The organism is Modestobacter sp. L9-4 (assembly GCF_019112525.1).
Lineage (GTDB): Bacteria > Actinomycetota > Actinomycetes > Mycobacteriales > Geodermatophilaceae > Modestobacter.
Window position 1 is genome coordinate 876,830 of record NZ_CP077800.1, and the last position, 13,398, is coordinate 890,227.

Annotated in this window: 11 protein-coding genes; 4 read left to right on the forward strand and 7 right to left on the reverse strand. The window is 74.2% G+C overall.

The window, feature by feature from the left end:
- The first annotated feature begins 591 nt into the window (after positions 1-591).
- Entirely contained in the window at positions 592-1,812 is a 1,221-nt protein-coding gene (locus tag KUM42_RS04080; protein WP_237495161.1) for an NADH:flavin oxidoreductase/NADH oxidase, read from the forward strand.
- A gap of 41 nt (positions 1,813-1,853) precedes the next feature.
- Here KUM42_RS04080 and KUM42_RS04085 read toward each other — a convergent pair whose 3' ends face one another.
- From KUM42_RS04085 to KUM42_RS04095, 3 genes are all read right to left on the reverse strand, one after another.
- Entirely contained in the window at positions 1,854-2,678 is an 825-nt protein-coding gene (locus KUM42_RS04085; protein ID WP_237495163.1) for a phosphoenolpyruvate hydrolase family protein, read from the reverse strand.
- A gap of 2 nt (positions 2,679-2,680) precedes the next feature.
- Positions 2,681-3,913: a Tm-1-like ATP-binding domain-containing protein gene (locus KUM42_RS04090; protein WP_237495165.1), complete on the reverse strand. Its 1,233-nt coding sequence runs from the start codon at positions 3,911-3,913 to the stop codon at positions 2,681-2,683.
- A gap of 71 nt (positions 3,914-3,984) precedes the next feature.
- Positions 3,985-4,533, reverse strand: coding sequence for a GIY-YIG nuclease family protein (locus tag KUM42_RS04095; protein ID WP_237495166.1), 549 nt, complete (start codon positions 4,531-4,533; stop codon positions 3,985-3,987).
- 53 nt (positions 4,534-4,586) lie between these two features.
- Here KUM42_RS04095 and KUM42_RS04100 point away from each other — a divergent pair, with 53 nt between their 5' ends.
- Positions 4,587-5,594 carry an alpha/beta fold hydrolase gene (locus tag KUM42_RS04100; RefSeq protein ID WP_237495168.1) on the forward strand — a complete coding sequence of 336 codons (1,008 nt, stop codon included), beginning with the start codon at positions 4,587-4,589 and terminating at the stop codon, positions 5,592-5,594.
- Between the two features lie 46 nt (positions 5,595-5,640).
- Here KUM42_RS04100 and KUM42_RS04105 read toward each other — a convergent pair whose 3' ends face one another.
- Together KUM42_RS04105 and KUM42_RS04110 are read right to left on the reverse strand one after the other, a co-directional pair.
- Positions 5,641-7,200: a helicase HerA-like domain-containing protein gene (locus tag KUM42_RS04105; protein WP_237495170.1), complete on the reverse strand. Its 1,560-nt coding sequence runs from the start codon at positions 7,198-7,200 to the stop codon at positions 5,641-5,643.
- Positions 7,201-7,233: 33 nt separating this feature from the next.
- Positions 7,234-7,641: a hypothetical protein gene (locus tag KUM42_RS04110; protein ID WP_237495172.1), complete on the reverse strand. Its 408-nt coding sequence runs from the start codon at positions 7,639-7,641 to the stop codon at positions 7,234-7,236.
- Positions 7,642-7,803: 162 nt separating this feature from the next.
- On the opposite strand from KUM42_RS04110, the gene KUM42_RS04115 reads away from it, so the two are divergent.
- Together KUM42_RS04115 and KUM42_RS04120 are read left to right on the forward strand one after the other, a co-directional pair.
- Positions 7,804-9,168, forward strand: a complete 1,365-nt coding sequence (locus tag KUM42_RS04115; protein WP_237495174.1) for an amidase — start codon at positions 7,804-7,806, stop codon at positions 9,166-9,168.
- A 53-nt stretch (positions 9,169-9,221) separates the two neighbouring features.
- Positions 9,222-9,680, forward strand: coding sequence for a hypothetical protein (locus tag KUM42_RS04120; protein ID WP_237495176.1), 459 nt, complete (start codon positions 9,222-9,224; stop codon positions 9,678-9,680).
- 30 nt (positions 9,681-9,710) lie between these two features.
- On the opposite strand, the gene KUM42_RS04125 is transcribed toward KUM42_RS04120, so the two are convergent.
- Positions 9,711-10,586: an alpha/beta hydrolase gene (locus KUM42_RS04125; protein ID WP_237495178.1), complete on the reverse strand. Its 876-nt coding sequence runs from the start codon at positions 10,584-10,586 to the stop codon at positions 9,711-9,713.
- 83 nt (positions 10,587-10,669) lie between these two features.
- On the reverse strand, positions 10,670-13,354 hold the full coding sequence (locus KUM42_RS04130; RefSeq protein ID WP_237495179.1) for a S8 family serine peptidase: 2,685 nt from the start codon (positions 13,352-13,354) through the stop codon (positions 10,670-10,672).
- Positions 13,355-13,398: the final 44 nt, after the last annotated feature.

Consider the following 13,398-nt stretch of genomic DNA (forward strand, 5'->3'; position numbering starts at 1 on the left):
TTCCAGTCGCTGCTCCCGAGCCCTGAGCTGTGGTCGAAGCGACGGCCCATGCACTCGTCGACCTCGCCTGAGCTCGCTCGCGGAGCCAGCGACGTCCTCCTGCCGCCACCTGAGCAGCAGCTGCGCTTTGGCTACAGCTGGTGCCCCCCTGCGATTGACGAGTCCTACGAGCCGGCGGTCGCGTCGTCGGGGTGGAGCCGGTACGCGACCGAGCCGACGAGGAGCGAGGAAGCTGCTGGAGCGCTCGCCTTCCTGTCGTCAGACATGGGCGCATTGACACCCGGACGCACCGTGTCCCCACTCACAACCGCTGACCCGAAGATCGACCTCGGCACCCGATGGACGGACACGACCAACGAGCGGCCAGTGAGCGAGAGGGGCCGTCAGAGCAACAGGACAACAGCCGCCCGTTGCTCTGCAACGAGGTCCCTGCCGACAGTTGAGCGCCCGGAACACTGCGGACCCAATCCGCACGGCCGCCCACCGGCACTGTGCGAAAAAGTTGACCGACGTCCCCGGCGCCCGTAACGAGAACGGCGTCCGGACGAGATCGACTCGGGAGGAACCTGCCGCTCCACGAGAGGACCTCGCGTGCCCGACCTCTTCTCCCCTTTCACGCTCAAGGGCGTGACGCTGCGCAACCGCATCGCCATGTCGCCGATGACCATGTACGGCTCGGTCGACGGCCAGATGGACGACTACCACGTCATGTACCTCGGGGCCCGCGCCGCCGGCGGCTTCGGGCTGGTCTTTCCCGAGCAGATCGCCATCACCCCCGACGGGCGCACCACCACCACCTGCGCCGGAATCTGGAAGGACGACCAGATCGAGGGTCACAAGCGGGTGACCTCGATCATCAAGCGCTTCGGCGGGGTCGCGGGCATCCAGCTCGGCCACACCGGGCGCAAGGGCAGCGAGGTCCCGCCGCACAAGGAGACCAACGCGCAGGGCGGCTGGAAGGCCCTCCCGCCGGACCACCCGGACGGCTGGCAGACCGTCGGCCCCTCCAACATCCCCGCGGGCGGCGACCACTCCTTCCCGGTGCACGCGCTCACCGTGGACGAGATCAAGTCGCTGCACCGCAGCTACGCCGACGCCGCCCGCCGCGCCGCCGATGCTGGCTACGAGTGGCTGGAGATGCACTTCGCGCACGGCTACCTCGCCGCCAGCTTCTTCTCCCCACTCGCCAACCAGCGCACCGACGAGTACGGCGGCAGTAACCGCAACCGGGCGCGCTTCCTGCTCGAGGCACTGGACGCCGTCCGGGAGGTCTGGCCCGACAACCTGCCGCTCACCATGCGGCTGGGCTCCGACGACTTCCACCCCGCCGGCACCCAGTTCGAGGACTCCATCGAGGCCATCGGCTGGATGAAGGAGCACGGCCTGGACCTGGCCGACCTGTCCATGGGCGGCAACACCGACGACATGGTCAACCCCTCGTTCTTCAACGAGCCGGCCGGCTTCGTCTCACGGGCCACCCGGGTGCGCCGCGAGGTCGGCATCCCGGTCGCCACCAGCTGGAACCTCGGCGTCCCGCAGACCGCCGACACCGTCATCCGCCAGGAGCTCATCGACATCGCCATGATCGGCCGCCCCGCACTGTCCAACCCGCACTGGCCGGTCTGGGCCGCCCGCGAGCTCGGCCACGAGGCGCCCTTCGATCTGGTGCCGGCCGACTGGCGCTGGTGGCTGTCGAACTTCCGCGGCCACGCCCCGAGCATCGGGCTCCCGCCCACCCCGGCCGAGGTCCGCGCGGCCGCCGAGGCGGACGTCCCGATCGCAGAGTTCGGCGAGGTGCCGGTCAGCGCGTAAGGCGAGTGCCGCCCCGGCCACGCGGCCGGGGCGGCACCCCCTCAGCCGAGCGTCAGCGCCTTGAACGCCTCGGCCTGGCCGGCGATCGCCTTCTCCGTGGGCAGCCGTTCCATCGACGACGCCCCGAAGAAGCCGGCGATGCCGGTGGTGCGCTCGAGCACGTACTGCGCGTCGGCGGGCTCGGCGATCGGGCCGCCGTGGCACAGCACCAGAACGTCGGGGCGCACCGCCACCGCGGCGTCCCGCATCGCCTGCACCCGGGTCACCGCCTCGTCCAGGGTCATCGCCGTCTGCGCACCGATGGTGCCGCTGGTGGTCAGGCCCATGTGCGGCACCAGGATGTCCGCGCCCGCCTCGGTCATGGCCACCGCCTGCTCAGGGTCGAAGACGTAGGGCGCGGTCACCAGGCCGCGCTCGTGCGCCGCCCTGATCATCTCGACCTCCAGGTCGAAGCCCATCCCGGTCTCCTCCAGGTTGGCCCGGAACGTCCCGTCGATGAGCCCCACCGTCGGGAAGTTCTGCACCCCGGCGAAGCCGATCCGCACCAGCTCGTCGAGAAAAGGGCCCATCAGCCGGAACGGGTCGGTGCCGCACACCCCGGCCAGCACCGGCGTCCGCTTCACCACCGGCAGCACCTCGCGGGCCATGTCGACCACGATCGCGTTCGCGTCGCCGTAGGGCATCAGCCCGGCCAGCGACCCGCGCCCGGCCATCCGGTACCGCCCGGAGTTGTAGATGATCAGCAGGTCCACCCCGCCGGCCTCGGCGGCCTTCGCCGACAGGCCCGTCCCGGCGCCCGCGCCGATGATCGGCCGGCCCGCCGCGGCGGTGGCCAGCAGCTGGGCCCGGGCGGTCGTTGCGTCCACGGTCAGTTCTCCTTCGCAGCGGTGATCAGGGCGTGCAGCCGCTCGGCGGCCAGGCGGCCGAAGCCGGGGTTGTTGATCGCGCCGTCGAACTCGACGACCGGCACGTCAGTGCCGGACAGTCCGTCGGCCAGGCTGGTGAACAGGGCGGCGTCGGCGTCCGGGTCCACGAATGGGCCATCGGGGACGTCGATGCCGGACACCCCGCCCATCGGCAGCAAGACCTCGACCGGGCCGGTGGCCGCGGCGACCTTGGCCGCGATCCGCCGTCCCAACTCGGCGTTCTCCCCCACCGTGGTGCGCATCAGCGTGACCGTGGGGTTGTGCACCAGGAACTGCCGGTCGGCGAACTCCGCCGGCACCGTCTCGCGGCCGCCGAAGTTGACCATGTCGAGCGCGCCGACGCTGACCACCTGCGGGATGCCCCGGCGTCCGGCGGCCTCCAGGCGGTGCGGGCCTGCGGTGAGCACTCCCCCGACCAGGTCGTCGGCCAGCTCGGTCGTGGTCAGGTCGAGCACCCCGGTCAGCAGACCGGCGTCGGCCAGGCCCTCCATCGCCCGCCCGCCGGCGCCGGTGGCGTGGAAGACCAGGACCTCGTAGCCGAGCTCGGTCAGCCAGGCCCGCGCCTCGTCGACCGCGGGCGTGGTCAGGCCGAACATCGACGCGCCGATGAGCGGTGCGCCGGCCGGCTCGGGGGACGCCGTCCGGCGTTCGTGGGCCAGCGCCATGCCCGCCGCGGCGGCCGCCGCGTTGCCGAGCACCGCGCGGGAGATCGAGTTGAGCCCGGAGATGTCGACCACCGAGTACATGAGCGTCACGTCGGACTGCCCGACGTAGGGCGCCACATCACCCGAGGCCATCGTCGACACCAGCAGCTTCGGGACGCCGACCGGCAGCGCCTGCATCGCCGGTGCGGCCACCGACGAGCCACCGGACCCACCGACGGCCAGGACGGCGTCGAGCTCGCCGCGGTCGTAGAGCTCGCGGAGCACCACCGCCGCGCCAGCGCCCATCGCCGTCATCACCGCGCCGCGGTCGCGGGCGGCCAGCAGCGGGGCGACGTTCACACCCGAGCGGGCGGCCACCTCGGTGGCGGGGACGTCGGCCGGGGTGCCGTCGGTGAAGCTGCCGACGTCCACGGCGGTCACCGTGCAGCCCGCCGCCTCTAGCTGCTCGCGCAACCAGCCGTACTCCGCACCCTTGGTGTCGAACGTGCCCACCAGCACCACGGTCGCCATCGACCGCCTCCTCTCGCGACCGGCCCCGTGCCGGCGGGGCCAGCCTCTCCGCAGGACGGCGGTCGCGCGAGTCAGGGCCGGGCGGCGCGGGCGGCGTCCCGCCACTGCTTGCGTGCCGCCTGGACGACGGGGTGCAGCGGGTCGGCCGGGTCCTCGGCGAGGTTGAACGGCGGCTCGAGCTCGGCGACCACCGCGGCCTCGACCGTCCACGGCTGGGGGTGCTCGGCCCAGGTCAGGTCGAGCTTCTCCGCCATCCACTCCGACAGCGCCAGCTCGTCGCGGTTGACCAGCACCGGCTTCGTCGTCCAGCGGCTCTGCCAGCCGTGCCGCTCGCTGAGCAGTGCGGCCAGCGTGCGGCGCAGCGCAGACGTCGCCGTCGTCCCGCGGAGGTGCTCCCCCAGCACCCGGCTGCGCAGCGTCGCCTTCGCCTCGACGCCATTGGGCGCGGTGCCGACAAAGAGCAGCTGCAGGGGCGCCGTCGGGTGCCGCGGGCCGGAGATGCCGGGCAGGGCACCGAAGCGCGCCCACACGGCGTACAGGCCGGGCTCGTCGGGCACGGTCGTGCGGGCCTCGTCCAGCGACATGGGCAGCGAGCGCAGGGCGTCGAGCACGGGGTCCATGCCGACAGTCAAGCGCTCGGCGCACCCCCGGACACCGGCGGTAGCGTCCCGGCATGACCTGGCCGGTGGAGCGTGGCGTGTTCGAGCTCGGCGACCTGGCGGTGGAGCGGGGCGGCACGATCCGGGACGCCCGGCTGTCCTGGCAGACCCACGGCACGCTGAACGCCGCCCGCGACAACGTGGTCGTCTACCCCTGCAGCTTCGGGGCGACCGCCGACGACCTCGCCTGGCTGATCGGCCCGGACGGCGTCTTGGACCCGACGCGGTGGTTCGTCGTCGTCCCGGACATGTTCTCCAACGGCCGCTCCAGCAGCGCCTCGCAGACCGACGACTACCCGGCCGTCGTGACGGCGGCGGACAACGTGCGCGCTCAGCACCGGCTGGTCACCGAGCACCTCGGTGCCTCGTCGGTCGCGGCCGTCTACGGCTTCTCGATGGGCGCGATCCAGGCCTACCACTGGGCGGCCCTCTACCCCGACGAGGTGCAGCGGGCGATCGTCGTCTGCGGTAGCGCCCGCACCGCCGACCACAACAAGGTCTTCCTGTCCGGCCTGCTGCGCATCCTGGAGGCCGCTCCCGAGCACCTGGGCGGTGGCCGCTTCTCCGCCGAGCCGGTGGCCGCGCTGCGCGCCTTCGCCCACGTCTACGCCGGCTGGGGCCTCAGCCAGGACTTCTACCGGGAGGGTCTCTACCGCACCGCCCTGGGCGCACCGGACCTGGAGACGTACCTGCGCACCGACTGGGAGGGCGGCTTCTCCCTCGCCGCCGCCGACCTGTACGCCGAGCTGCAGACCTGGACGCACGCCGACATCAGCGCGTCGATCTATGACGGCGACCTGACTCGCGCGCTGAACGCCATACGCGCGCGGGTGCTGCTCCTCCCGGGCGAGACCGACCTGTACTTCCGGGTCGCCGACAACGCCGCCGAGCTGCCGCACCTCGCCTCGGCGGAATTGCGGTTCATCCCGAGCGTGTGGGGGCACCGCGCCGGCAACCCGAGCACCAACCCCGACGACCTGACCTTCCTGCGGTCAGCCGTCCGGGCGTGGCTCGACAGCTGACCTCGCGACACGGTCGCCCCGGCCACGTGACCGGGGCGACCGTGCCTCAGCGGCGGCGCCGGCGGGTGCCGAACAGGCCGCGGGTGATCTCCCGGCCCAGGGACGACGCCGCCGAGCGGGCGAACGACTTGAACGCCGCCGACCCGAGCACCTTCTCGACGACGTTGTCCTGTTCGGGCTCCGGCTCCGGCCGCCGCTCCGGCTCCTCCGGGCGCTCCTCGGCGACCGGCGGCGGAGCGGGCGGCGCCAGCCGCGCAGCCAGCCGCTCGTACGCCGACTCGCGGTCGACCGGCTGGCCGTACTTCGCCTGCAGCGGCGAGCCCGCCACCGCCTGCTGCAGCACCGCCGGCTCCACCGGGCCCATCAGCGACCGCGGCGAGCGCAGCATCGTCCAGGCGACCGGGGTCGGCGTCCCGCGGTCCGACAGCACCGTCACCGCCGCCTCGCCGATGCCCAGCGACGTCAGCATCTCGGCGATGTCGTAGTCCTTGGACTTCGGGAACGTCGACACGGTCTTGCGCAGCGCGGTGGCGTCCTCGGGGGTGAAGGTGCGCAGCGCGTGCTGCACCCGGTTGCCGAGCTGGCCGAGGATCGCGCTCGGCACGTCGGTCGGGTTCTGCGTGACGAAGAAGATGCCGACGCCCTTGGACCGGATCAGCCGCACGGTCTGGGTCACCGACTCGAGGAACGCCTTGCTGGCGCCGGAGAACAGCAGGTGCGCCTCGTCGAAGAAGAACACCAGCTTCGGCTTGTCGACGTCACCGACCTCGGGCAGCTCCTCGAACAGCTCGGCGAGCAGCCACATCAGGAACGTCGAGAACAGTGCCGGACGGTCCTGCACCGCGGCCAGCTCGACCGCGCTGATCACGCCGCGGCCGTCCGCACCCACGCGCATCAGGTCGGTCGGCTCCCACTCGGGCTCGCCGAAGAAGACGTCGCCGCCCAGCTCCTGCAGGCCGATCAGCTCGCGCAGCAACACCCCGGCGGTGCTCGCCGACAGCCCGCCCAGCGCCTTCAGCTCCGGCTTGCCCTCGTCGCTGACCAGCCAGCTGATCACCGAGCGCAGGTCCTTGAGGTCCAGCAGCGGCAGGCCCGCCCCGTCGGCGTAGTGGAACACCAGCCCGAGCGAGCTCTCCTGCGTCGCGTTCAGGTCCAGGACCTTGGCCAGCAGCGTCGGGCCGAACTGGGTCATCGTCGCCCGTACCGGCACACCCGGGCCGATCCCGCCGAGGGACAGGAACTCGGTCGGGAAGGCGCTCGCCGCCCAGTCGTCGGCGGTGTTCGCCGCGCGCTGGGTGACCCGGTCTCCCCCGGTGCCCGGCGCCGACAGGCCGCTCAGGTCGCCCTTCACGTCGGCGACCACGACCGGGACGCCGGCCGCCGACAGCTGCTCGGCCAGCAGCTGCAGCGTCTTGGTCTTGCCGGTACCGGTCGCGCCGGCGATCAGCCCGTGCCGGTTGAGCATCGCCAGCGGCACGCGGACCTGGCTGTCGGGGTGCGGCTGACCGTCGTGGACCACCGAGCCGAGCACCAGCGACGGACCGGCCGTCGCGTAACCGGCGGCGATCCGCGTGGCGGCGTCTTCAGGGGCGGGAGGCTGCGTCACCGTGCGGACACTAGCGCCGCACGGCGCCGTCGGTCAGCCGTGCCGGGTGAGCGGACGGACGACGACCCGCGGCGGCGCGGGGCGCAGCGCGGTGCGGCGGTGCTCGTGGACGACGACGAGGGTGCCGCCGCGGGCGGTGTCGCACAGCGCCTCGAACACCACCGGGTCCAGCAGTGTGGTCTCGGTGCGCCCGCGGACGCCGCTCTCCGCGACCGCCCGGGCCACCTGCTCGTCCAGCGCCGCCTCGGCGAGGCCGCGCTCCACGTCGTCGGCCCGGCGCCCCACCACGGCGACGGCGAGCACCGAGCCCTCCTGCCGGGCGGCGTCCCGCAGGGCACGCACCAGCTCGGCCGAGGTGGCCGCCGTGCCGTCCAGGGCGACGACGATCCGGGAGCGCGCGCGACGGGACGGCCGGCTGCCGACCACCTCCGCTGACGTCATGCGCTGATCGTGCCGGTGCGCACAGGATCCGAACAGGTTCTGGTACCGACGGGTTCTGCTGAGAGCGCGCTCACGGACAGTCCGTGACCACCTGCTCACGCAATGGCCGTGACATCTGGCCGGGCTAGCGTCCGGTGACCGGCACCGCGATCGAGGAGTGACATGCCCACCACCCCGGACGACGTCGCCCGACTGCTCGGCGGCCTGCCCGCCGCCGACCCCCGCTGGGCCGCCGTCTGGACGGCGCTCCCCTCGCTGACCGGGCACGTGCAGGCGCTGCAGACCGCCATCGAACGCGGTGACCGGCAGCCGGGCCCCGACGTCCTGGACCTGCTCGCCACCTACGAGGCGCTGGACCGCGTCGGCCGTCCGCTGCGCGCCGTCGTCGAGGTGTTCGACGCCCCGCCGCGAGCGCCGCACGGACCGCTGGAGGGCGTGCCGGTCGCGGTCAAGGACATGATCGACGTCGCCGGGGCCGTGCGCGGCGACGGCAACCCCAGCGCCATGGGCGGCTCCCCCGCCGCGCACGACGCCCCGGTCATCACGCGGCTGCGCACCGCCGCGGCCGACGTCGTCGCCACCACCTCGCTGCTCGAGTACGCCGCCGGCGCCCCGCACCCCGACCTGCCCGAGGCGCTCAACCCCGTCCGCCCCGACCGGACCGCGGGTGGCTCCAGCGGCGGGTCCGCCGCGCTCGTCGGCGCCGGGGTCGTCCCGGCGGCGCTGGGCACCGACACCGGCGGGTCGATCCGGCTGCCGGCGCACTACTGCGGCGTCGTCGGCCTCAAGCCCTCGTTCGGCCTCGTGCCGGTGGACGGCGTGACGCCGCTGTCGCCGTCGCTGGACCACGTCGGCGTCCTCGCCCGCGACGTCGCCACCACCGCGCGGGTGCTCGCGGTCCTCGCCGACCAGCCGGTGCCCGCCGAGCCCGCGGTCCCGCGGATCGGCGTCCTCACCGGCCAGCTCGCGCACCCTGCGCTCGACCCAGAGCTGGCCCGCCGCACCCGCGCGCTGATCAACCGGCTGGACCAGCAGGGCGCGACCGTCGTCGAGGTGGACGACGCGGTGCTGTTCGAGCTCGGCGACCTGCTGGTGCCGATCCTGCTGCCCGAGGCGTGGGCGGTGCACGGCGAGCGCGTCAGCAGCCAGCCCGGCTGGTACGGCCCGGACACGCTCCGGCTGTTCCAGGCCGCCGGCGAGGCCGACCCGGCCGCGCGGGAGGAGGCGCTGGCCCGGCGCGACGAGCTGCTGCCCGCCGCGGCGGCGCTGCTCGACGGGCTCGACGTCCTGCTCGGGCCCACCGCCCCCTATGTGGCGCCCGAGCTGACCCCGCCGATCGACACCCCCGAGGGCGAGGTCGAGGGGCTGTTCACCGGCCCGTTCAACGTCACCGGCCAGCCCGCGCTCTCGCTCCCGGCCGGGCGCACCGACGACGGGCTGCCGTTCGGCGTCCAGCTCATCGGCCGCACCGGCGAGGACGCCGCCCTGCTGGCCGCCGCCGCCTGGATCGAGCGCGCGCTGCGCTGAGCCTGTGGACGACGCCAGCGGCGGGGTCCCGATGCGCGGCAGAGTGCTCCGCCATGAGAACGCGACCGCGCCCTGACGTCCCGGTCACCAGCGACGCCGAGCTCACCGCTCGGTGGCGCGACCTGCTGCACCTCGACGGCCCGCCGTCCCAGCGTCGGCTGTTCCTCATCTGGCTGCGCCGCGACGGCACGATGGTCGAGCTGCTCATCCCGGTCGAGGAGCTGCCGCTGGAGCCCGACCGGGTGGCGCTGGGCAACGTCGCCGGCCTGCACGCGGTCGTGGCCGAGGCCGAGAACGTCGACGACGCGGACCTGCACCTGGCCACGTGCCTGGAGCGCCCTGGGCCGCCGACGCCCACCCCGGACGATGAGGCGTGGTGCGCCGCGATCGAGTCCATCGTCGGCGGACGCGGAGGCCTCGACTGCAGCGTCCACGTCGGCAACGGGCGCACCGCCGTCCCGCTGCTGCCGCGGGGCAGCTGGCCGGCGCAGGGCCGTGCGACGGGCGCCTGACCGTGATGCGCCGACAGCCGGCGCCGCGCATCAGTCGACCGGGGGCGCCAGGAAGCCGAGCACTGCCTGGGCCAGCTCTCCGTCGGGGTCGGCCAGGGTGTCGAGGATGTCGAAGTGGTTGCGCTCCAGGGTCCGGAACTCCACCGGCAGCCCGGCGTCGGCGCAGGCGGCGGCCCAGTCGCGGGACTGGCGCTCGAACTCGTCGGTCTCCTGGGTGCCGACCACCGCGAGCGTGGGCGGGGCGACCTCCGGCAGGTTCAGCTGCGGCGACAGCACCAGGGTGTCCTCGACCGTGAGGTTGAGCCAAGGCTGCACGAACGAGTAGACCAGCGGCCGCAGGTCCATCACCCCGCTCACCGGCAGGGCGCCGACGAAGGGCTGCGCGGGCAGGCCGTACTCCCCCACCCAGTCGGTGGCCAGCAGCGCACCGACTGCCTGCCCGCCCGCCGAGTGCCCGGCGATGACGATGCGGTCGTGGTCGACGCCGAGGGACTCGGCGTTGCGGTACAGGTACGCGAACGCGGCCCGGTGCTGGCGGGTGATCTCCGCGACCGTGACCGCCGGCGCCAGCGTGTAGTTCTCCACCACCGTGGTCACCCCGTGCGGCGCCATGCCGTCGGCGACGTAGCTCCACACCTTGGAGTCGGTGGCCTTCCAGAAGCCGCCGTGCACGAAGAACAGCGCCGGCTGCAGCTCGTCGCCGTCCGCCCGGCCGGGGAAGACGTCGAAGGTCTCGGTCAGCGTCGCGCCGTAGCGCACGTCCAGCGTGCCGCCCAGCGCCTGCCGGGTCGCGGCGCTGCGGGTGACGTAGTCGGTGGCGTAGACCCCGAAGTCGGGGACGGTGGCCTCGATGTCGTACTGGGTGGTCAGCTCGTCGACGGTGGCGAACTCGCGGTACAGGCTCATGGCCGCACTCTCCCAGGCCCACTCAGGGCCCGACACCCGACCGCCCCCGGCGCAGGAGCACGCCGGGGGCAGTCGGGCAGGGGTCAGACGGCCAGGCCGCTGCACACCGAGGAGCAGTTCACCTTCCAGACCGCCGGGGCCAGCGAGGCGAACAGCGCCGAGCGCACCAGCCGCTGACCACCCGGCAGCACGACCGGTCCGGTCGGCGCCGCTGACGTGGGCGTCGCGGTCGGCGTCGCGGCCGGGGTGCTGGCCGGGGCCGGCGTCGTCGTGGGCGCCGGGGTGGCGGACACGTACGTCAGGGCCGCGGTGAGCACCGCGGAGGTGCCGTCGGGGGCGAAGACGTAGACGTCGTAGGTGCCGGCGACCAGCTTCGGCGTCGTGAAGACCACCTGGGTGGCCGTCGCGCTCGATACCGTCGCCGCCGCCGTCAGGCCCACCCGCACCCGGGCCCCGGCCGGCAGCGCACCGCCGGTGACGGTCACCCGGGTGCCCCCGGCCGCATCGACGCGGGTCGGGTTGATCGCGGTGATCCGGAACGCGTCGGTGCCCGGGTAGGGCGTCGTCCCGCCCGTGGTCGGCGGCGCGGCGGTGGGCGTCGCGGGTGCGGTGGTCGCCGGTGCCGTCGTCCCCGGCGCCGGGGTGCCGGTGGAGGAGGTCGGCTGCGCACCGGTCGGCGTCCCGGGTGCCGACGACGCGGGCGCCGACGTCACCGGCGCGGTCGTCCCGGGCCGGGCCGGGACGGTCGTGGCCGGGGTGGTCGTCGGCGCCGCCGTCCCGGTCGGGACGGCGGGAGCCGTCGCCGGGGACGTCGTCCTCGGACCCGTCGTGCCGGGCGCGGTCGTCCCGGGAGCGGCGGTCCCCGGAGCGGTCGTGCCCGGTGCGCCGGTCGGCGAGGCGGTCACGGGGACCGTCGGCGCGGGGCCCGTGGGCGCGGCGACCGTGGGCGTGGAGCTCGCCGGGGCGGTGGTCCGCGGGCTGGTCGTCGCCGGCACCGGACCGGTCGGGGACGACGTCGGCGCGGCAGTGTTCGGCGCGGGGGTCGGGGCGGGTGCGCCGACCAGCAGCGGTGCGGCGTACGGGCGGCCGACCGGGACGCCGTCCCGCTGCAGCTGCGCCATGAGCACGAACCGGCCCTCGGGCAGCTCGGCGGTCGGGCTGACCACCAGGGAGCCCAGCATCGGGCGCGCACCCAGGGCGAAGGTGGCCTGGCCGTCCTCACCGGTGCGCACGGTGGTCCCGGCGACGGCGACCGGCTGGTCAGCCAGCGCCATCACCTCACCGGCCTGCTCCATGCCCAGGCCCAAGGTCACCGAGTAGGCGCCGGCCGGGGCATCGCCGCTGACGGTCAGCTGCGGGGAGACGACGCCGGGCACGGCGGTCATGCCGGTGAACGTGTAGCGCACCTCGGCCGCGGTGTTGCCCAGCGCCGCCAGCGACAGCCGGCCACCGGTCACCGAGCGGCCGGCGAAGGCGGGCACCGGCTGGGTGTCGGCGAACAGCAGCGCCTTCAGCTGCGCGGCCGTGGCGTCGGGGTGCGCCGCCCGGTACAGCGCGAACGCCCCCGCCACCTGCGGCGAGGCGATCGAGGTGCCGCTGACCAGGAAGTAGCCGCCGTCGTTGAGCGGGGCGAACACGTAGTCACCGGGTGCGAACAGGTCGACGGTGCGCGCCCCGTAGGCGGAGAAGCCGGCGATCGTGTCGCTGGGCGTGCTGGCGCCCACCGTGACCATGTTCGGCAGGTCCAGGCTGGCCGGGTACATCGGGGCGGCGTCCCGGTCCTTGGCGTCGTTGCCGGCGGCGACGACCACGACGACGCCCTTGCTGTTGGCGTAGTTGATGGCGTCGGTGAGGATCTGCACCCCACCGTTGCCGCCCCAGCTGGCGTTGACCACGTCGGCGCCGTGGTCGGCGGCGTACCGGATGGCCTGGGCGCCGGCGTACACGTCGACGCTCATCCCCGAGCCGACCACCAGCGGCATGATCGTCACGTCGGGGGCGATGCCGGCGGTCCCGGTGCCGTTGCCGGCCCGGGCGCCCACCGCCCCGGCGACCGAGGTGCCGTGGCTGTTGTCCCCGCCGCCGTTGGTGACGTCGGGTGTGTTCGCGTAGAAGTTCCAGCCGTGGCAGTCGCCGGCCAGGCCGTCGCGGTCGGTGTCGACCGTGCCGCAGGCCTCGTCGGGGTTGGTCCACAGCGACCCGGCCAGGTCGGGGTGGTCGACCATCATCCCGCTGTCGACCACCGCGACGACCGTGCCGCGGCCGGTGCCGGCCTGCCAGCCGGTCGGGGCGCCCACGTCCGCGCCGGCCACCGCGGGCTTCGTGTAGGAGTTGCTGCCGGTGTTCTGCAGGTTGTAGCCGTAGCGGGACCAGTACGGGTCGCTGATGGTCGCGGCGGCCACCGTGCCCGGCTCGGACACGACCACCGCAGCACCCGGGACGACGGCGGACAGGTCGGCGGGGGCCAGGCCCTCGGTGGCCACCAGCGCCGAGCCGTCGAACAGCCGCTGGGCCGACACGACCCGCGGCGTCGCCTGCAGCGCGGCGAGCTGGTCGTCGGTGACCGCGCCGACCACGAGCCGGGTCAGGCCGTCACCGGCCGGGCCGAAGTCCGCGGCGGTGACCGCCACCGGCAGGTCGGTGCGGGCCAGCGCGTCGACGGCGGCCGCCGTGCCGAAGCCGGTCACCGCGGCCGCCAGCACGGCGACCGCCTTCACCCGGCTGCTCGCCGTCGTCCCCCGCCGCTGCCGCGGTGCTGTCGCCTTCATCGTCGTCCCGTCCTCGCTCAGGTCCCACACAGGGATCGAGAGGA